At 69.6% G+C, this 19,536-nt stretch carries 20 protein-coding genes; 14 read left to right on the top strand and 6 right to left on the bottom strand.

All coding sequences use genetic code 11. From position 1 onward, the window contains the following. Positions 1–12 precede the first annotated feature (12 nt). Positions 13–1,293: an isochorismate synthase gene (locus tag RZO50_RS01370; protein ID WP_322597916.1), complete on the bottom strand. Its 1,281-nt coding sequence runs from the start codon at positions 1,291–1,293 to the stop codon at positions 13–15. A gap of 69 nt (positions 1,294–1,362) precedes the next feature. On the opposite strand from RZO50_RS01370, the gene RZO50_RS01365 reads away from it, so the two are divergent. From RZO50_RS01365 to RZO50_RS01305, 13 genes are all read left to right on the top strand, one after another. Beyond that, positions 1,363–1,920 carry a hypothetical protein gene (locus tag RZO50_RS01365; RefSeq protein WP_322597915.1) on the top strand — a complete coding sequence of 186 codons (558 nt, stop codon included), beginning with the start codon at positions 1,363–1,365 and terminating at the stop codon, positions 1,918–1,920. 9 nt (positions 1,921–1,929) lie between these two features. After that, positions 1,930–2,688: a demethylmenaquinone methyltransferase gene (locus tag RZO50_RS01360; RefSeq protein ID WP_322597914.1), complete on the top strand. Its 759-nt coding sequence runs from the start codon at positions 1,930–1,932 to the stop codon at positions 2,686–2,688. A 53-nt stretch (positions 2,689–2,741) separates the two neighbouring features. Continuing rightward, positions 2,742–3,797, top strand: a complete 1,056-nt coding sequence (locus RZO50_RS01355; protein ID WP_322597913.1) for a polyprenyl synthetase family protein — start codon at positions 2,742–2,744, stop codon at positions 3,795–3,797. A 50-nt stretch (positions 3,798–3,847) separates the two neighbouring features. Further along, the gene (locus RZO50_RS01350; protein WP_322597912.1) at positions 3,848–5,221 is read left to right on the top strand and encodes an FAD-dependent oxidoreductase; all 1,374 of its coding nucleotides are present in this window, start codon (positions 3,848–3,850) and stop codon (positions 5,219–5,221) included. Continuing rightward, positions 5,218–6,417 (top strand): multidrug effflux MFS transporter, encoded by a 1,200-nt coding sequence (locus tag RZO50_RS01345; RefSeq protein ID WP_322597911.1) that lies wholly within the window; start codon positions 5,218–5,220, stop codon positions 6,415–6,417. Before RZO50_RS01350 ends, RZO50_RS01345 begins: the two co-directional genes overlap by 4 nt. 114 nt (positions 6,418–6,531) lie before the next feature. Continuing rightward, positions 6,532–7,149, top strand: coding sequence for an HD domain-containing protein (locus tag RZO50_RS01340; RefSeq protein ID WP_322597910.1), 618 nt, complete (start codon positions 6,532–6,534; stop codon positions 7,147–7,149). 195 nt (positions 7,150–7,344) lie between these two features. Next, positions 7,345–8,607, top strand: coding sequence for an extracellular solute-binding protein (locus RZO50_RS01335; RefSeq protein ID WP_322597909.1), 1,263 nt, complete (start codon positions 7,345–7,347; stop codon positions 8,605–8,607). Beyond that, the gene (locus tag RZO50_RS01330) at positions 8,604–9,584 is read left to right on the top strand and encodes a carbohydrate ABC transporter permease (RefSeq protein WP_322597908.1); all 981 of its coding nucleotides are present in this window, start codon (positions 8,604–8,606) and stop codon (positions 9,582–9,584) included. The genes RZO50_RS01335 and RZO50_RS01330 overlap by 4 nt, the downstream gene beginning before the upstream one ends. Continuing rightward, the gene (locus RZO50_RS01325; protein WP_322597907.1) at positions 9,584–10,432 is read left to right on the top strand and encodes a carbohydrate ABC transporter permease; all 849 of its coding nucleotides are present in this window, start codon (positions 9,584–9,586) and stop codon (positions 10,430–10,432) included. The genes RZO50_RS01330 and RZO50_RS01325 overlap by 1 nt, the downstream gene beginning before the upstream one ends. A 40-nt stretch (positions 10,433–10,472) precedes the next feature. Next, positions 10,473–11,729, top strand: coding sequence for an ABC transporter ATP-binding protein (locus tag RZO50_RS01320; RefSeq protein ID WP_322597906.1), 1,257 nt, complete (start codon positions 10,473–10,475; stop codon positions 11,727–11,729). Between the two features lie 101 nt (positions 11,730–11,830). Beyond that, complete coding sequence (locus tag RZO50_RS01315) at positions 11,831–11,995, top strand: DUF2510 domain-containing protein (RefSeq protein ID WP_322597905.1); 165 nt, start codon at positions 11,831–11,833, stop codon at positions 11,993–11,995. Positions 11,996–12,061: 66 nt separating this feature from the next. Further along, positions 12,062–12,442: a Cd(II)/Pb(II)-sensing metalloregulatory transcriptional regulator CmtR gene (gene cmtR, locus RZO50_RS01310; protein WP_322597904.1), complete on the top strand. Its 381-nt coding sequence runs from the start codon at positions 12,062–12,064 to the stop codon at positions 12,440–12,442. Then, on the top strand, positions 12,394–14,409 hold the full coding sequence (locus tag RZO50_RS01305; protein ID WP_416211481.1) for a heavy metal translocating P-type ATPase: 2,016 nt from the start codon (positions 12,394–12,396) through the stop codon (positions 14,407–14,409). The genes cmtR and RZO50_RS01305 overlap by 49 nt, the downstream gene beginning before the upstream one ends. On the opposite strand, the gene RZO50_RS01300 is transcribed toward RZO50_RS01305, so the two are convergent. The 5 genes from RZO50_RS01300 to RZO50_RS01280 form a co-directional block, all read right to left on the bottom strand. Then, positions 14,410–14,820 (bottom strand): Fur family transcriptional regulator, encoded by a 411-nt coding sequence (locus RZO50_RS01300; protein WP_322597903.1) that lies wholly within the window; start codon positions 14,818–14,820, stop codon positions 14,410–14,412. It abuts the gene before it with no gap. 102 nt (positions 14,821–14,922) lie between these two features. Next, positions 14,923–15,798 (bottom strand): metal ABC transporter permease, encoded by an 876-nt coding sequence (locus RZO50_RS01295; RefSeq protein ID WP_322597902.1) that lies wholly within the window; start codon positions 15,796–15,798, stop codon positions 14,923–14,925. Next, positions 15,768–16,595: a metal ABC transporter permease gene (locus tag RZO50_RS01290; protein ID WP_322597901.1), complete on the bottom strand. Its 828-nt coding sequence runs from the start codon at positions 16,593–16,595 to the stop codon at positions 15,768–15,770. The genes RZO50_RS01295 and RZO50_RS01290 overlap by 31 nt, the downstream gene beginning before the upstream one ends. Positions 16,596–16,627: 32 nt before the next feature. Beyond that, positions 16,628–17,416 (bottom strand): metal ABC transporter ATP-binding protein, encoded by a 789-nt coding sequence (locus tag RZO50_RS01285; protein WP_322597900.1) that lies wholly within the window; start codon positions 17,414–17,416, stop codon positions 16,628–16,630. Continuing rightward, the gene (locus RZO50_RS01280; protein WP_322597899.1) at positions 17,406–18,497 is read right to left on the bottom strand and encodes a metal ABC transporter substrate-binding protein; all 1,092 of its coding nucleotides are present in this window, start codon (positions 18,495–18,497) and stop codon (positions 17,406–17,408) included. Before RZO50_RS01280 ends, RZO50_RS01285 begins: the two co-directional genes overlap by 11 nt. Before the next feature lie 120 nt (positions 18,498–18,617). On the opposite strand from RZO50_RS01280, the gene RZO50_RS01275 reads away from it, so the two are divergent. Then, positions 18,618–19,532 carry a fructose bisphosphate aldolase gene (locus RZO50_RS01275; RefSeq protein WP_322597898.1) on the top strand — a complete coding sequence of 305 codons (915 nt, stop codon included), beginning with the start codon at positions 18,618–18,620 and terminating at the stop codon, positions 19,530–19,532. The last annotated feature ends 4 nt before the right edge of the window (positions 19,533–19,536 follow it).

Here is a 19,536-nt window from a genome sequence, read left to right as displayed (position 1 = left end):
CCGGGGGACCGGTCAGGCCAGCGCGTCGACGATCGGGCGGAACTTCACGCGCGTCTCCAGCATCTCGGATTCGGGGTCGCTTCCCGCGACGATGCCGGCGCCCGCGAACGCGGTGACGCCGATGGTCCCGCGGTACGTCCCGAACCGGCGCGAGGGGCGGCCTTCGACCTGTGCGCATCGCAGGGCGATCGCCCACTCGCCGTCGCCGTCGCCGTCGACCCACCCCACCGGCCCGGCGTAGCGGCCGCGATCGAACGGTTCCAGGCGACGGATCACATCCATCGCCGCCTCGGTCGGGGTGCCCGCCACCGCGGCCGTGGGGTGCAGGGCCGCCACCAGGTCCAACGAGGATGCATCGTCGCCCAGAACGCCGTCGACGTCTGTCGCCAGGTGCCACAGGTTGGGCAGCTCGAGCGCGAACGGCTCCTCGTCGGCGGCGAGGGTCCGTGTGTGCGGAGCCAGCGCTTCGACGACGCTGCGCACGGCGAACCGGTGTTCGTCACGGTCCTTCGCGCTCGCGAGCAGACGCTGGGCGGCGGCGTCATCGTCGTCGTGGTCGGGGCCCCGTCCGACCGTGCCGGCCAGGACACGGGCGCTCACTCGACCCTCGGCCACCGTCACGAGGGTCTCGGGGCTCGCCCCGATCAGACCGTCCACCGCGAAGGTCCACGTGTCGGGATACCCCTCCGACAATGCGCGGACAAGGCGGCGCAGGTCCGCGCCGGCCGGAAGTGTGCCGACGAGGTCTCTGGCCAGGACGACCTTGCCCACCTCGCCGTCGGCGATCGCGCTGAGAGCGGCCCGCACGGCCGCCTGGTAGCCCTCGGGGTCCAGCGACCCCGGGCCCAGGGTGCCCGACCAGGACGGCCCGAACGCGCGGGCGCGGGGAAGGCCGGATGTGCCGTCGTGGTCGTCCGCTCGGCGGATCCGGGTCAGCCACGACCGGCCGTCGCGGCGGCCGATGACCGTGTCGGGCACGACGAGGCGGCTCGGCCACTGCGAACGCCGGTCGAACGTCAACGCGCCGAAGGCGACCAGGCCCGTACCGGGAATCCCGACCGGATCGTCGACCTCCGCCGCGGCGGCGATGTCGCGCCACGCGTCGGCCGTGGCGGTCGGAGCGGTCCCCGCATCCGCACCGGCACGCTCGTAGCCGCCGAGGTCGCCCAGGCCGACCACGCCGTCCCCGCGGCGCAACCAGGCGAGGGGGCGATCTGGATCGGCGTAGGCGAGGAGGTCGTCGACGGGATCGATCTCCCGGGTCTCGACCAGCAGACGGGGGAACACGGGCACCCCTCCAGCCTAGTTTCGCCGGACGTCCCGGTCGTCCTCGGGCGGGCGCCGCGGCCTAGACTCGCGAGGGTGACCGCCGACTCTCCGCGCCCCGAGCCGGGCACCCGCACCGTGTTCCGCTGGCGGAAATGGGACGGTGGCCCGCACTGGGTCCACGACTGCATCTACCTCGGGCACGACCGATGGGGCGAGTGGTTCGGTCAGCCGGCAGGCACCCGCAGCTTCCGGCCCGGCCGGGACTTCGTCACGCGCGCCGCAAGCGTCACCCTGGTCCCACCCGTGGGCGATCACACCCTCACGGTGAATGTGGCGCCGCCGGCATCGAGCCGCATCTACATCGACCTCGCCTGGGACGTGCGCTGGTCCGACACCGAGCCCGGGGTCCCCATCGGCATCGACATGGACCTCGACGTCGTCCGGGCCATCGACGAGCGCGGCACGTGGATCGACGACCGTGACGAATGGGACGAGCATCGCGTCGCGTACGGCTATCCGCCGCACATCGTGGCCCATCTCGAAGCGCTCGCCGTCGACCTCGAAGCGAAGGTGCGCGACCACGTCGCCCCGTACGACGATGCGACCGCCGAGGCGTGGCTGGCCCGGCTCGCCGTCCTCACCGACGCGTAGAGTCGAGGGGTGACCCCCGACACCGCACCCGAGCACGCCGAACCCAACCGCGCCGACCTGGGCAAGGATCCGGCACGGGTGGCCGGGATGTTCGACGGGGTCGCCGCCGGCTACGACCGCACCAACACGGTCCTCAGCCTCGGCAACGACCGGATGTGGCGAGCCGCCACCACCCGGGCCGTCGGGCCGAAGCGCGGCGAGCGCATCCTCGACCTGGCCGCGGGGACCGGCGCCTCCAGCGTGTCGTTGTCACGCAGCGGTGCTGACGTGGTCGCGGCCGACTTCTCACCCGGGATGCTCGCCGAGGGTGAACGTCGGTACGGCTCGACTGCGCCCGGCGGGGGAATCGCGAACCTGTCCTTCGTTCAGGCCGACGCCACGGCCCTCCCCTTCGGCGATGACGAGTTCGATGCGGTCACCATGTCCTTCGGGCTTCGCAACGTCAACGAGCCGAGGGTCGCTCTGGGTGAGTTGCTGCGGGTCACCAAGCCCGGCGGGCGACTGGTGGTGTGCGAGTTCTCGCACCCGCCCTCGGCCGCGTTCCGCTCGCTGTACTCCTTCTACAACGACCGCGTCCTGCCCGCCGTGGCCAAGGCCGTGAGCTCGAACCGCGAGGCGTACGACTACCTCAACGAGTCCATCCGCGACTGGCCCGACCAGCGCACCCTGATGGCATGGATCCGTGAGGCGGGATGGGCCGAGGTCGCCTACCGCAACCTCACGGGGGGCATCGTGGCCCTCCACCGGGCGACGAAGCCCGCGCCGTGACCGCGCTGTCGACGGCGGTCCGACGCCCTGGCCCGCGCCGGTAGGCTGGGACGGTGACTCCCTCAGCGCAGGGCTCGCCGATCGCGGGCAAGCTCGGCCTGGCCGATCGCGTGTTCGCGGGCCCCCGATCCCGCCGTCTGCTCGCGAAGGTCGAGGCTGGGCTCGAGCGCGTCGACCGCAATCTCGAGGCGGAGCTGACGACCGCCGACACCCTCACCAACGCGACGACCCGTTACCTCTTCGATGCCGGTGGCAAACGCGTGCGCCCGATGCTCGCCCTGTTGACCGCTCAGCTCGGCGACGGCACCACCGAGCGCGTGATCGACGCTGCCACCGCGCTCGAACTGACCCACCTCGGCTCGCTGTACCACGACGACGTCATGGACGAGGCAGATCGTCGTCGCGGGGTCCCCAGCGCCCATTCGGTGTGGGGCAACAGCGTCGCGATCCTCACCGGAGACCTGCTGTTCTCGCGCGCCAGCCAGCTGATGGCCAAGCTCGGCGAGCGGGCCATCCAGCTGCAGGCCGACACGTTCGAGCGTCTCGTCCTGGGGCAGATGCACGAGACCGTCGGACCGCACGAGAACGAGGACCGCGTCGCGTTCTACCTGCAGGTGCTCGCGGACAAGACCGGTTCGCTCATCGCCGCCTCCGCCCAGGCCGGAGCGGTCATGAGCAGCGCGCCGGCGGAGTACGAAGCGTCCTTGGTCGACTTCGGCGAGAAGGTGGGGGTGGCCTTCCAGCTCCTCGACGACGTCATCGACCTCTCCAGCGACCCGGATGAGACCGGCAAGGTGCCGGGAACCGATCTGCGCGCCGGCGTGCCGACCATGCCGTTCCTGCTCCTCGGCCAGCGCGACGACGACGCATCGATCGATCTGCGCGAGCGCATCGACGACGGTGTCGCCCGGATCGCGGACGGAGCCGATCCGGTGATCCTCGACGAGCCGCTCGCCGAGCTGCGCGATCACGAGGCGACACGCGCCACGCTCGATCTCGCGCACACCTGGTCCAGCGACGCGGTCGCGGCACTCGACCCGCTCCCGGACGGACCCGTCCGCGAGGGTCTCATCCGCTTCGCGCGCGCGGTCGCCGACCGCTCCAGCTGACCGGCGTCGTGCCTGCGCCGCCCGCCGCGGTGCGATCAGAAAGGACCCCCATGACCAAACTGCGATTGGCGATCGTCGGTGCCGGGCCGGCCGGCATCTACGCCGCGGACCTCCTGCTCAAGGCGGAGCGCGCCTTCGACGTGTCCATCGACCTCTTCGAGCACCTGCCGGCGCCGTACGGGTTGGTCCGCTACGGCGTGGCTCCCGACCATCCGCGCATCAAGGGCATCATCACCGCGTTGCGCGGGGTCCTCGACCGCGGCGACATCCGCCTCTTCGGCAATGTCCGCTACGGCGAGGACATCACCCTCGATGACCTCAAGCGCCACTACAACGCCGTGATCTTCTCCACGGGCGCCGCGCGCGACGCATCGCTGGCGATCCCCGGTATCGACGCCGACGGCTCCTACGGGGCTGCGGATTTCGTCAGCTGGTTCGACGGGCACCCGGATGTGCCGCGCGACTGGCCGCTCGACGCGGAGTCGGTCGCGGTCATCGGGAACGGCAACGTCGCCCTCGACGTCGCACGCATGCTCGCCAAGCACGCCGAGGACCTGCTGCCCACCGAGATCCCCGACAACGTGCATGCGGGTCTCGCCGCATCTCGCATCACCGACGTCCACGTGTTCGGGCGTCGCGGTCCGGCGCAGGTCAAGTTCACCCCCCTCGAACTGCGAGAACTCGGCGAACAGCGCGACGTGGACGTCGTCGTCTACGACGAGGACTTCGATTACGACGAGGCCTCGAAGGACGCCATCGCCACCAACAAGCAGGTGATGGTCATCGACCGGGTGCTGCAGAAGTGGCGCACCCTCGATGCGGCCAACGGTGTCGGCGGCAGCGCGTCGCGCCGACTCCACCTGCATTTCTGGTCCAAGCCGCTCGAGGTCAAGAAGGACGAGGCCGGTCGGGTCTCCGCGCTCGTCTACGAGCGCACCCGTCCCGACGGCGAGGGCGGCGTGGTCGGCACCGGGGAGGTGCGCGAGCTGCCGGTCCAGCAGCTGTATCGCGCGGTGGGTTACTTCGGATCGGCGCTTCCCGGCATCCCCTTCGACGACCGACACGGGGTCATCCCGAACCACGAGGGACAGGTCCTGCACCCCGAGAGCAATGAGCGGGTCCCCGGTGTCTACGCGACCGGCTGGATCAAGCGCGGACCCGTGGGCCTGATCGGACACACCAAGTCCGATGCGATGGAGACGGTCGGCCACGTCATCAACGATCAGGGATCGTGGTGGCACCCCGCCGACCCTTCGGAGGAGGCCATTCCCGCCCTGCTCGCCGAGCGCGGCGTCGCCTGGACCGACCTGGCCGGCTGGCACCGGCTCGACGAGCACGAGATCGCCCTCGGGGCCGACGCGGAGCGCGCCCGCGTCAAGGTCGTGCCGCGTGACGAGATGGTCGCCATCTCGCGCGGCGAGTGACACCCGCGCGCCGCCTCACGCCGGGGCTGCTCGCCACCCTCGGGTTCCTCGCCGCGGTCGCCCCCTTCGCGACCGACATGTATCTGGCGTCGTTCACCGACATCGCCGCCGACCTCGGGTCGTCGGCGTCCGCGGTGCAGCTGACGCTGACGGCCTTCCTCCTCGGGATCGGGGCCGGGCAGCTCGCGCTCGGTCCGCTGTCGGATCGGTTCGGGCGACGTCCCGTCATGGTCGCCGCGATGGGCGTGTTCGCGGCTGCCGGGGTCCTCATGGTGTTCACACCGACGATCGAGGTCTTCGTCGCGCTGCGCCTGCTGCAGGGCTTCAGCGGCGCAGCCGGGATCGTGGTCGCCCGGGCGATCGCGGTCGACCTCAGTACGGGGGAGACGGCGGTTCGCGCGCTCAGTCTCATCGCGACCGTCACCGCGCTGGGTCCGCTGATCGCTCCGCCGATCGGGGGCGCGGTCGCCGTCCTCGCGGGGTGGCGCGGCGTGCTCATCGCGCTCGCGGCGGTGTCGGCGACGATGTTCCTGTTGGCCCTGTGGGTCGTGCCCGAGTCCCTTCCGCCCGCGCGGCGCCACGCCGGTGGCGCCCGCGCGGTGGGCGGGCTGCTCGCCACGGCCGCCCGCACCCGCGGCTTCATCGGCTACACCCTGACCGTCGCCACCGGTTTCGCCGCCATGATGGCCTACATCTCCGCGTCCCCCTTCGTCGGGCAGGAGGTGCTCGGGATGGACCCGTTCCTCTACGCTCTCGGGTTCGCCGTCGGTGCGCTGGGGATCGTGTCGGCCAACCTGCTGAACGCGCGGATCGCACCGCGCGTGGGTCCGGGACGGATGCTGACGTTCGGCGTCGGGCTCCTGCTGTTCGCGGGCGCCGCGATCGGACTCCTCGTGGCAGCGGAATGGTTGACGCCGGCATCCTTCATCGCGTGTGCTCTCGTGCTCACCGCCGGGGCCGGCTTCACGATGTCGAACGGGTCGGCACTGGCCCTGGCACGCACCCCCACCATCCGCGGGTCCGGTGCGGCGGTGCTCGGCGCGACGCAATTCCTCATCGGCGGAGCAACCTCTCCCGTGGTCGGTGCGTGGGGTGAGGACACCGCCGTTCCGATGGCCGTCGTCATCGCGGTCGCGGCGACCCTCGCCGCCGTCTTCCGTCTCGTCGCCTGGAGGCGGGTCGGGGGCGCGGCTTAGCGCGTGAGCGTGCCGGCGCGGTCGGATGATGCGTCGAGCCGCCTGGCGGGAATCGGCCGGAGGTCGGCAGTCGCGCTCGTCGCGCCCGGAGGGTGGCGGCGGGAGGATCGCGGCATGGACGACGTCGACATCGCCTCCCTCACCGCTCCTCCCACCGAGACCGCTGCGGCCGCGCTGGCGGTGGTCCGGCGGTTCTCCGATCCGGCGATGGTCGGTCACTGCCTTCGGTCCTGGGTGTGGGCGAACGCGCTGGCCGCCGCAGAGAAGCGACGCTTCGACCGCGAACTCCTGTACGTGGCCACGATGCTCCACGACCTGGGTCTCACCGCTGACTTCGACGCGCATGAGGTCCCGTTCGAAGCCGCGGGCGGCTCGGTCGGTCACGTGTTCGCCGCCGGTGCGGGATGGTCCGCGCCGCGGTGCGAGAGGGTGCGGGAGATCATCGTCCGGCACATGTGGGCCGCGGTCGATCCCGATGCGGATGTCGAGGGGTACCTCCTGGAGACGGCGACGAGTCTCGACGTCGGGGGAGCGGATCCGCAGCGCTGGGATGCGGAGTTCCTTCGCGTTGTCGAGCAGCACCTGCCGCGGCGCGGGTTCACCGCTCACTTCGACGCGCGCATCGCCCAGCAGGCCGTTCGGAAGCCGGACTCGCGGGCACGCGGCCTGCACGACGCCGGTCGCGTTCGTGCGGGCGGAGCGGTCTGGGCGAAGCTGGGCGCGTCCGTGTGACGGCATCGCATCACACCCCCTGATCTGGTGCGGACGGACCGGGGCGGCGCCGGCGGGCCGCGATGAGTCGGCTCACCCTTACTACACGGCCGCCCCGAACCGCAACCGCCTCCGTGACGCGCGCGACATGACGCAGGATGCCGACAGGAGATCCCGCACGGATCCCGATAGTCGCATCGATGCGAGGGGGGCTGTATGCGTGTGCGCAGGTGGACGGGTATCGCGGTGGCTGCGGCGCTGGCAGCCCTGGCCGGAGGCTGTGCCGCGGACGACGGCACCCCGGTTCTCACGTGGTACATCAACCCCGATGCCGGTGGGCAGGCACGCATCGCCGAGCAGTGCACCGAGGAGGCCGATGGGGCCTACCGGATCGAAACCACGCTGCTGCCCCGCGATGCGGCGTCGCAACGCGAGCAACTGGCGCGACGGCTCGCCGCGAGCGACCGATCCCTGGACATCATGAGCCTGGATCCACCGTTCATCCCGGAACTGGCCGAACCGGGTTTCCTCGCCGAGGTCCCCGACGGGCTCCGTGACACGGAGGGGATCGTCCAGGGAGCGGTCGACTCGGCGAGCTGGAACGACGAGCTGGTCACGGTGCCCTTCTGGGCGAACACGCAGCTGCTGTGGTACCGCGAGTCGGTGGTCGAAGACGTCGGTCTCGACATGAGTCAGCCGGTGACCTGGGAGCAGATCATCGAGGTCGCCGAGGAGAACGACCTGCAGCTGGGGGTCCAGGGAGCGCTCGCCGAGTCGCTGACGGTGTGGATCAACGCGCTGGTCGCCTCCGCCGGGGGTGAGATCCTCGTGACGCCGGACGCGTCACCCGCCGACATCGAGCTCGGCCTGGCCACAGAGGAGGGGCGCGCGGCGGCGGAGATCCTGCAGCGGATCGGTGAGAACGGGCTGGGCGGGGCCGGCCTGCCGACGGCGAACGAGAACGCGAGCCTGAACCTCTTCGAGGGAGATTCGGGGTCTTTCATGGTCAACTGGCCTTTCGTCTGGCCCTCGCTGAACGAGTCCGCACCCGACGTCGCCGACGACCTCGGGTGGGCGATCTATCCGCGGGTGGACGCGGACACCCCGGCAGCGCCGCCGGTCGGGGGGATCAACCTCGGGGTCGGTGCCTTCAGTGAGCACCAGGACCTCGCGTGGCAGGCGGTGGAGTGCATCGTCCAGCCCGAGCATCAGGCCGAGTACTTCGTGAGTGACGGCAATCCGCCCTCGAACGCCGCCGCCTACGACGACGAGACGGTGCAGGAGGAATTCCCGATGGCCGACGTCATCCGCGAGTCGCTGGACCTCGGCGTTCCGCGACCGCAGACCCCCTACTACAACGAGATCTCCATCGGACTCCAGCGCACGTGGCATCCGCCGTCGGGCGTCGATGCCGAGACGACGCCCGAGACCTCTTCCGACTTCATCCTGGCCGTGCTGCGAGGGGAGCGTCTGCTGTGAGTACCGTCACCGCCCGGACCGATTCCGACAGGCACGACAGCGACCCGGAAGACACCGCCGCACGCCCGGGCCGGGGCGGCCGGTCCGCGCGCTCGCGTGCGGAGGCGCGCCTGGGGTGGATGCTGGCGGGCCCCGCGTTCGTCATCATGCTCCTGGTCACGATGTATCCGATCCTCCAGGCGTTCTTCGATTCGCTGTTCTCGCTGCGCCTGACGGCACCGGACGAGCGTGAGTTCATCTGGTTCCGCAACTACACCGTCGTGCTCGGCGACCCCGCGTTCTGGCAGTCGATGGGCGTGACGCTGTTCATCACCGTCGTCACGGTCGTCCTCGAACTCATCCTCGGTTTCCTCCTGGCACTGGTCATGCACCGGGCGGTGAAGAAGCTGCGGGGATTCGCCCGCACCGCCATCCTCGTGCCGTATGGGATCGTCACCGTCGTGGCGGCGTTCGCCTGGTTCTACGCCTTCGACATCAACTCCGGCTACATCAACAGCTGGCTCGCGTGGGTCCCCGGCTTCGACGAGGACTTCAACTGGTTCGCCTACCAGGGGTCGTCCCTGTTCGTGATCATCCTCTCCGAGGTGTGGAAGACCACCCCGTTCATCTCGCTGCTGCTGTTGTCGGGGCTCGCACAGGTGCCGGGAGATCTCGAGGAGGCGGCGAAGGTCGACGGGGCCACCGGGTGGGAGGTCATGCGGCGCGTGATCCTGCCCAACATGAAGGCGGCGATCATGGTCGCGGTGCTGTTCCGCACCCTCGAGGCCTTCCGCATCTTCGACAACATCTACATCATGACCGCCGGGGCCAACGACACCGAGGCGCTGTCGTTGCTCGCCTACAACACCTCCATCGGCCGCCTCGAGATCGGTCTGGGTTCTGCCATCTCGGTGCTGCTGTTCCTCAGCGTGCTCATCATCGCGGGGATCTTCATCAAAGGTTTCAAAGTCGATCTCGCCGGAGGAAGGAATTCCTGATGAGCACGATGTCCTGGCCGCAGCGCCTCGGCTGGATCGCGATCACGGTCGCCGTCCTCGTCTGGTCGCTCTTTCCCGTCTTCTCGATCCTGATGACCTCGTTCAAGACGCCCGGCGGTCTCTTCTCCGGCACCCTGCTGCCCGAGGAGTGGACGTGGGAGAACTACGGCGAGATCCTCGCCCCGGGAGGGGGTGCGCAGACGCTGTTCCTCACGTCCCTGCGCAACTCCATCGGGATCTCGCTGATCGCGACGGTGATCGCGGTGGTTCTGGCCACCCTGTGCGCCTACGCGATCGCACGGCTCGACTTCCCCGGCAAGCGCATGATCCTCGTCACGGCGCTGGCCGTCTCGGTGTTCCCGGTCGTCTCGATCGTCACACCGCTGTTCAACCTGTGGCGCACGATCGGTCTCTACGACACCTGGCTCGGCCTGATCATCCCCTATCTGTCGTTGACCCTTCCGATCTCCATCTGGACGCTCGCGGCGTTCTTCCGGCAGATCCCGTGGGAACTCGAGCAGGCCGCTCAGGTGGACGGCGCGACACCGTTCGAAGCGTTCCGCAAGACCGTCGTGCCGCTCGCGGCGCCCGGGGTGTTCACAACCGCCATCATCGCGTTCTTCATCGCGTGGAACGACTTCGTCTACGGCATATCCCTGACCTCGACCGATGCCGCGCGTCCCGTGCCGGCCGCGCTGTCGTTCTTCACCGGCGCCTCTCAGTTCGAAGATCCCACCGGCGCGATCTCGGCGGCGGCCATCGTGGTGACCGTGCCGATCGTGGTCGTCGTCGTCATCTTCCAACGCCGGATCGTCTCCGGCCTCACGCAGGGCGCGGTGAAGGGATGACCCGCCGCGCATCCGACCACCCGACCTCGAAGGAGTCGACATGGCATCCATCACGCTGACAGGCGTCGTCAAGACCTACGACGACGGCTTCACCGCGGTCAAAGGAATCGACCTCGAGATCGCGGACGGGGAGTTCGTGATCCTCGTCGGGCCATCCGGCTGCGGCAAGTCGACGCTGTTGCGCATGATCGTCGGCCTGGAGGACATCACCGACGGTGAGCTCCGCATCGACGACACGGTCGTCAACGACAAAGCTCCCAAGGACCGCAATCTCGCCATGGTCTTCCAGAACTACGCGCTGTACCCGCACCTGACCGTGTACGAGAACATCGCCTTCCCGATGCGGTTGAAATCCAGCGACGTCGACGACGAGGAGATCGACGCGCGGGTCACGCGCGCCTCGGCCCTGCTCGAGCTCGACGAGCACCTCCAGCGCAAGCCGGCGAACCTGTCCGGGGGGCAGCGCCAGCGCGTGGCGATGGGGCGAGCGATCGTCCGTAACGCGGATGCGTTCCTCTTCGACGAGCCACTGTCGAACCTGGACGCCAAGCTCCGCGGTCAGATGCGGACCGAGATCGCCCGCTTGCAGCGTTCGCTGGGGATCACCACCGTCTACGTCACGCACGATCAGACCGAGGCGATGACGCTCGGCGACCGGGTCGCCGTGCTCCGTCGTGGGGAACTGCAACAGGTGGCAAGTCCTCGGGGTCTCTACGAGCAGCCGGTCAATCTGTTCGTCGCCGGCTTCATCGGCTCACCCCCGATGAACTTCCTGCACGGCGCGGTCCAGGGCGATGTGCTGCGCCTGCCGATGATGGATGTGCCTCTGGACGAGCGTCTGCGCGCGGCGATCGGGGATCGATCGACGGTCATCGTCGGGGTGCGTCCGGATGCGTTCCAGGACGTCGAGGCGATGGAGAGCGAGCCGAGCGGGGGTGTGCGCGTGGATGTGGATGTCGAGATGACCGAATGGTTGGGAGAGGTGCTGTACGCCTACGTGCCGTTCGAGATCGACGACGCCGTCCGGGAGACGTTGTCCCAGCTCGATCGCGACCTCGACGGCGAGAGCCTGCGCACCGAGATGGTGGTCGCGTTGAATGCGGACAGTCTCATCGTGGGAGGCGACCAGGCGACGCTGTGGTTCTCGCCTGACGACCTCTACATCTTCGATCCGGAGACGAGTGTGAATCTCACCCGCGACGAGGAGCGCGCCGAGCAGCTCGAGGAGCAGGGGCGCGCGCAGCGCAAGCGCGCCCTGGAGCGCGCAAAGGAGCGCGAGGCGAAAGCCACCGCGTGACCCGGCGGCGGTCAGCCGACCCACCATTCCAGATGATCATCATTCTCGATTAGCCTGGAGTCATCCGCGTGCAACGCGGTCGATCGAGAGGGTGGGTGACGGTGAGCGGTTCCGCATTCATGAAGGTGCAGGCGGCGCGGCCGGCGGGGTGGTACCCGGATGTGCGGGTTCCCGGGCGAGAGCGCTGGTTCGACGGTGAGGCGTGGACGTCGCTGACCCGGGGTGAGGCGACCTCGCAGAAGCGCTCCTGTTCCTGCGACTGCTGATCCGGTCGTCGGGGCGACTCCGTCGAGGGGTTCGCGAATGGTCAGCGTTCGCTGTATAGTCAGCGCATGCTGACTATTGCTTCGCGAATCGATGTCATGACGCGGCTCGGTCGAGCGATGACCGACCCGACCCGCTCGCGCATCCTTCTCGAGCTCATCGAGGCGCCCGGCTACCCCGCACGTCTCGCGGAGACCCTCGATCTCAGCCGCACCAACGTCTCCAACCACCTCGCGTGCCTCCGCGGATGCGGGCTGGTCGTCGCGATCCCCGAAGGCAGGCAGACCCGCTACGAGATCGCCGACCCCCATCTCACGCGCGCGATCACCGAACTCGTCGACGCCGTGATCGCGTTCGACGACGGTGCATCGTGCGACGGCGAGGGGTGCTCTCGGCCCGGATGCTGCACCACCGACGCCGAGGAGCATGTCGCAGCGGGTTCCCGGTGAGCGCTGCCTGCTGCGCCCATGATGCCGGCACCCCTGCCGGCCCCGGACCGGTCGAGACGTCGACGCCGGAGGCGAGGCCGCCGTGGTGGCGCGATCCCGCCCTCCTGCCGTCCGCGGCATCCGGTGTCCTGCTCGCGGCGGGCTACGGTGCGGCATCGGTGGGCGCCGTCGTCGTGGCCACCGTGCTCCACGCGGCGGCACTGGCGGCCGGAGCGTGGACGTTCGTCCCCGACGCCGTGCGGGGACTGCTGCGCGGCCGTCTCGGTGTCGGTCTCCTCATGGCGATCGCCGCGACCGGTGCCGTTCTGCTCGGTCATGTCGGGGAGGCCGCCGCGCTGGCCTTCCTCTTCTCGCTCGCCGAAACCCTCGAAGACCGTGCCCTGAATCGCGCCGAGGAGGGTCTGCGGGCGCTGCTCACGCTCATCCCGGCCACGGCGCGGCTGGCCACGCCCGCGGGCGAGGTGACGGTGCCGGCGACAGAGGTGCGGGAGCTCGACGTCCTCGTCGTCGGCGCCGGGCAGCGCATCGCGACCGACGGTGTCGTCGTCGTCGGGCGCTCCAGCCTGGACACCTCAGCCGTCACCGGGGAGTCGATCCCGGTGGATGTCGCACCGGGTGACGCCGTGACCGCCGGCTCGGTCAACGGGGCGGGGACCCTGCGCATCGAAGCCACGGCGGACGGACGCGACAACTCCCTCACCCAGATCGTCGCCCTCGTCGAGCAGGCGCACGCACGCAAGGGCGAGCGGGCCCGCCTCGCGGATCGCATCGCACGCCCCCTTGTGCCGGCGGTGCTGATCGTGGCCGCGCTCGTCGCCCTCTTCGGCCTCCTCGTCGAGGATCCCGCGACATGGATCGAGCGCGCTCTGGTCGTGCTGGTCGCCGCCTCGCCCTGCGCGTTGGCGATCGCCGTGCCGGTGACCGTCATCAGTGCGATCGGGTCTGCATCGCGTTCGGGCACGGTGATCAAGACCGGTGAGGCGTTCGAGCAGCTCGGCGCCATCCGCACCGTCGCCTTCGACAAGACCGGCACCCTCACGCGCAACGAGCCCACCGTCGTCGACGTGCGGACGACAACGGACGTGTCGCCGGATGACGTGCTCGCCTTCGCGGCGGCGCTCGAGGTGACCAGTTCTCATCCGCTTGCCGAGGCGATCGTCCGAGCCGCCGTGCCGAGCGGGCCGCCCCGTCCGGCGACGGGCGTCGTCGAGCACGCCGGCGACGGGGTCGAAGGGTGGGTGGACGGGCAGCACGTGCGCGTGGGCCGTGCGCGGTGGGTGCCGGTCGGAGACGGGTGGCGGGCCGTCGACGGCATGGCGGCAGAGGGGATGACCGTCGTCGCCGTCGAGGTCCGGGCGCGGCTCGTGGGGCTGGTCGGGATCCGCGACGAGTTGCGTCCCGAAGCCGCCGACACCGTTCGGATGCTGCGCGACCAGGGTCTGGACGTCGTGATGCTCACCGGTGACAACGACCGTACGGCGCGTGCGATCGCCGAAGGAGCCGGCATCGCAGACGTCCGCGCCCAGCTGCGCCCGGCCGACAAGGCCGCCGCGATCGAGGAACTCCGCGCGCGCGGTGCGACGGCGATGGTGGGCGACGGGATCAACGACGCCCCCGCGCTCGCATCCGCGACCGTGGGAATCGCCATGGGCCTGCGCGGTGCGGCTGCAGCGGTCGAGTCTGCCGACGCCGCCTTCACCGGGTCGGATCTCCGGCTCATCCCGGTCGCCCTGGCCCATGCTCGTCGCGGGCGGAGGATCATGACGGTCAACATCGCACTGGCGTTGGCGATCATCATCGTGCTGTTCCCGATGGCCCTGTTCGGTGTGCTGGGCCTGGCCGGGGTCGTCCTGGTGCATGAGATCGCCGAGGTGGTGGTGATCCTCAACGGGCTACGGGCGGCGGGGCGACCTCGATCGCGGCGCCGGGTGGACAGCCGGGTCGCGCGCGAGCCGGTGTCGGCGTGATCACTCGGAATCGAGGCACTCGCGACAACGGCCGAAGACTTCGATGCGATGGTGGGTCACGGTGAAGCCGTGCTCGCGGGCGGCCGTGCGGATCCACTCCTCATCGGCGGGAGCGATGTCGGCGGCGGTGCCACAGCTATCGCAGATCAGGTGGTGGTGGTGAGCGCCGGGGCGGGTGCACGTGCGGAAGAGCTGCCCGCTGGCCACCGAGATGGTGTCGGCATCTCCTTGTTCCGCGAGCGCTCCCAAGTGCCGATAGACGGTCGCGAGTCCGATGGAGTCGCCACCGGCATTGATCTCGAGGTGCAGCTGCTGAGCCGAGACGAACCCATCGGTGCGGGCGAGGGCTCGTCGGACCGTTTCGCGTTTCGGCCCCTCGCGGAGGTCGGGGCGCACGGTCTCTGAGGTCATCTCGTCTCCTCGCGGCGGTGTTGCGTCGGTGACGACGGCGCGGGCACCTCCCCGAGAGGCCCCGCGCCGTCGTCGGTCCGAGGATCGTTCGCGGCGGCGCGCTTATCGAGCATACACGCTACTGATAATCGTTCTCCTCGATTTCGGCTCCGCTGCGGACCGTCGATGGAGCAGGCGTGCCACGCCGAGGGCGAGGAGGAACTCGCATCCGGCCAGGAGCGCGATGGCTCCGCCCGCGCTCACCCCGAGGGAGCGGGAGAGAATCGTCCCGATGACGGCGGCGGCGATGCTCAGAGTCGGGGCGAGGATGATCATGGCGCCCCACGTGCGCGTCAGCAGACGCGCGGCGGTCGCGGGGCCGGCGAGGAGAGCGATGGTGAGGATGGCGCCCGCAGCCGGGATCGCGACCACGGAGGCGAGGACGACGACGGTGAGGACGGCGGTCTCGATGATCGCCTCTCGGCCCCCGGCGGCTCGAAAACCGGCGACGTCGAAGGTCGAGAACAGCAGCGGGCGACGCGCGATGACCAGGATCGTCACGACGACCGCCAGTGCCCCGGCGGCGATGGGGAGCGACGCCGGGGGAGCGAAGAAGAGGCTGCCGAGGAGGACGGATTCCGGCCTGACCGGGATCTGCGGGTTGAGGGACTGCAGCGCGATCCCCAGCGCGAAACCGCTGGTGAGGACCAGTCCGGCGCTGACGTTTCGGCTGATCTCACGCCTGCGCTCGAGCAGCAGCATCAGGCCGACCAGGGCGATCCCCGATACGCCGGCGCCGAGCAGGATGTTCACCCCCAGGGTCGCCGCGACGACCGCGCCCGGGAACGTCGCGTGGGTGAGTGCCTGAGCGAAGAAGACGCGCCCCCGCATCACGACGACCGCGCCGCCGAGTCCCGTGATCGCCCCGATGAGCACGGCGAGAACGAGAGCGCGTTCGAAGTAGCCCATCAGGGTGTCACGGCCCGGCGTCGTGTCCACCCGTCGACGAGGATTCGCGCACCGACGAGGACCAGGTAGCCGATCGTCATGGCCAGCACGACCGTTGCGCCCCCGGGTAGCAGAGAGCTGACGGAAAGGGAGATCGAGAACGCGGCCCACAACCCCCACCACGCCGCGAGTGCGGTGAAGGTGATCGCCGCGAGGACGATCCCCTCGATCCGACGCGAAATCAGCCGCCCCGCCGCGCCCGGAAGGATGAGGATGGCGAGGACGAGGAGATTCCCGACGGTGTTGGATGCCGCGACGACCACGAGAGCGATGGCGACGGTGAGGGAGAGGTCGGTGAGAAGGGCTCGACCGCCTGCGGCGGTGGCGCCGGCGGCGTCGAAGGCCCGGAAGACCTGCCGGCGCCACGTGATCCCCACGAGTGCCAGGGCGACGGCGAGGGTCGCGCCCAGCGGCAGCAGCTCCGAGGGTTGCACCGTGAACAGTCGCCCGAACAGCAGCTCCTGCACCTGCCCGGCATAGTCGGACTCGCGGCTGACGACGATCACGCCGATGCCGAAGGCCGAGGTGAGGACGGTGGCGGTCGCGGCATCCGACGTGACCTTCCGCCGCGTCATGAGGGTCAACAGCACCGCGGCCAGGACGGTCGTGGCGACCGCCCCGGGATACAGGCCCTCGGTGCCGCCGACCACGTAGCCGACGACGATCCCGGGGAAAGCGGCGTGGATGAGGCCGTCGCTCATGAACTCGAGACCGCGGAGGTTCACGAATGTGGAGATCGGTCCGGCGGCGAGCGAGATCAGAATCATCGCCGCCAGGGCGGTCGTCATGAAAGGGTAGGCGAACGCGTCGAACAGGTGCATCAGCGCTCACCCGCCGAGGCATGGGGGTCGTGCCGCTGGAACACCTCCGCGAACTCCGACCCGTCCACCACCCGGTCGACGGGTCCTGCGGCGACGACCCGGCGGTCGATGAGCAACGCACGTGTGCAGGTCGCCTGGGCGAGCGCGACGTCGTGCGTGGAGAGGATGACGGCCACGCCCGAAGCGACCAGCGCCGCGACCGTGGCCATGAGGGCCTCGCGGCTGGGCTGGTCGAGTCCGTTGAACGGCTCATCCAGCAGGAGGAGTTGCGGATCGCTCGCAATGGCTCGCGCCAGGAGGGCACGTTGGCGCTGGCCGCCGGACAGGTCGCCGAACACGCGCTCGGCAAGGCCGGTCAGCGCGGTGCGTTCGAGGGCGCGGTCGACCGCCTGTCGGTCGGCCGCTCGAAGGGGCCGCAGCCACCCGCGCTGGGCATAGCGGCCCATCGTCACCACCTGGCGCACTCTGATGGGGAAGTCCGGATCGATGTGATCGGACTGGGGAAGGTAGCCCATCCGGGGGGATCCGGATACCGAGCCCGTCCGTGGGGGGAGGAGCCCCAACAGACCCTTGAACAGGGTCGACTTGCCGGCGCCATTCGGCCCGATCAGTGCGATGGCTTCTCCGGGGAGGACGTGGAGCCGCACGTCGGTGAGCGCCGGCGCGACGGTACCGGCGTATCCGAACGAGGCGTCCTTGATCGTGATCAGTGGCGTGGTTCGGAAGGCGGTGTCGTCCGCGTCGGGGGCGCGGCCCGCGCGGCGTGGCCGCGGCGTCCTAGTCCGCATCCACGTTGGCGGCGTCGGCGACCGCGTCCGGCACCGGTGCCGGCTCGACGCCCCACGAACCGACGATGAGCTCGGTGTTGTGGACCATGCTGCCGACGTAGGTGGCACCGGGTGTGCCCGCGACGCCAAAGGAGTCGGCATACAAGGCGTCGTCGCCGGAGAAGACGGTCACGCCGGCCTCGGCCGCGATCGTCTCCGCGGCGGCGGGGTTGACCGACGACTCCGCGAAGACCGCCGGGGCGCCCGTCTCTTGGATCAACGCCACCAGCTCGTCGATCTCCAGGGCGCTCGCCTCCGCGCTGTCATCGAGGCTGGGGATCACCGCGCCGACGTACTCGAGGTCGTAGCGGTCGACGTAGTAGCCGAGGGCGTCATGGCTGGTCACCAGGAGACGATCTTCGGCGGGAACCTGGTCGACGCTCGCAATGATCCAGGCGTCGAGCTCCTCGAGGGTTCCGAGATACGTGTCGGCGTTGGCCGAGTACGTGTTGGCGTTGTCGGGATCGGCCTCGATCAGGGCTGCGGCGATGTTGTCGACCATGATCTCGGCGTCTGCGGCGGACTGCCAGATGTGCGGATCGTGCTCGCCGTGGTCGTGGTCGTGGTCGTGGTCGTGGTCGTGCTCGTCGTCGGAGTGCTCGTCGTCGGAGTGCTCGTCGTCGGAGTGCTCGTCGTCCGAGTGCTCGTGCCCCTCTTCTTCGCTGTACGCGAGGAGCGCGACGCCGTCGGAGCTGTCGACGACGACGGGGTCGGATGCCGCCGAAGCGAGCGCGTCGTCGAGCCACGGCTCGAAGTCCACACCGTTCTCGATGACGATGTCCGCTTCCGTGAGGGCGACGAGGTCGGCCGCGCTCGGGTCGAAGGCGTGGGGGCTGACGCCCGGCTGAAGGAGCTGGTACACCGACACGCCGTCGACCTCGCCGACGATCTCTCGCACGAAGTCGCCCACCTGCGTCGTCGTGGCGACGACCCGCAGCTCCCCCTCGCTCGACGCCGGAGCGGTACTGCTGCACCCGCTGAGGGTGCCGAGGCCGACGGCCCCGGCCATGAGGGCCGCGGGAAGGGGGGTGGCTTTGCGCATGATCGTCTCTTCTCCGCTGTGAGTGCGGGAGTTCTGGATGGGTTCGCCTCCAGACTAAAGAACGAGAATCATTCTCAGCAAATCTCGACAAGCTAATCGAGAACTGTTATCAATAAAACGATGTCGACCGACCCCGAGGAGTCACGCATGCCCAACGCCCAGCAGCTCAGCCGGTTCGAGACCGGTCAGGGGTTCATCGCCGCACTGGACCAGAGCGGGGGGAGCACCCCGAAGGCGCTTCGCGAGTACGGAGTCGACGAGTCGGCGTACTCGAGTGAGGCGGAGATGTTCGATCTCATCCACGAGGCTCGGGCGAGGATCATCACGAGCCCGGTCTTCACGAGCGAGCGGATTCTCGGAGCCATCCTCTTCGAGGGGACGCTGGATCGGACGATCGGCGACAAAGGGGTCACCGACTACCTGTGGTCGGAGAAGGGCATCATTCCGTTCCTCAAGATCGACAAGGGGCTGGAAGCCGAGGCTGACGGGGTGCAGGTGATGAAGGACATCCCCGGGCTCGAGCGCACTCTTGCGCGCGCCGCGGAGCTCGGTGTCTTCGGCACCAAGGAGCGCTCGGTGATCCATCGTGCCGACGAGGCCGGAATCGAGCGCGTGATCGACCAGCAGTTCGAGCTCGGCGATCGCGTACTCGCCGCCGGGCTCGTCCCGATCCTCGAGCCGGAGGTAAGCGTCGCCGCGCCGGACAAGGCCGAGGCCGAGGCGATGCTGAAGGCCGCCCTGTTGGTGGGACTGGAGCGCCTCGGTGAGGCGAAGGTGGCGATCAAGGTCACCATTCCGACCATCGACGGGTTCTACACCGAACTCATTCGTCACCCCAACGTCGCTCGGGTGGTGGCGCTCTCGGGTGGGTACGCGCGAGACGACGCGAACGAGCGACTTGCTCGCAATCCCGGACTCATTGCGAGCTTCAGTCGTGCACTGCTCGATGGGCTCAGCGCGCAGCAGAGCGCCGAGGAATACAACGCGACCCTCGATACATCCATCGAGGCGATCTATCGGGCCTCGATCGCCTGAGGAT

Source organism: Microbacterium xanthum (assembly GCF_034531355.1).
GTDB lineage: Bacteria > Actinomycetota > Actinomycetes > Actinomycetales > Microbacteriaceae > Microbacterium > Microbacterium xanthum.
The sequence above is the reverse complement of the archived record's forward strand: the minus strand, read 5'-3'. Positions and strand labels throughout refer to the sequence as shown.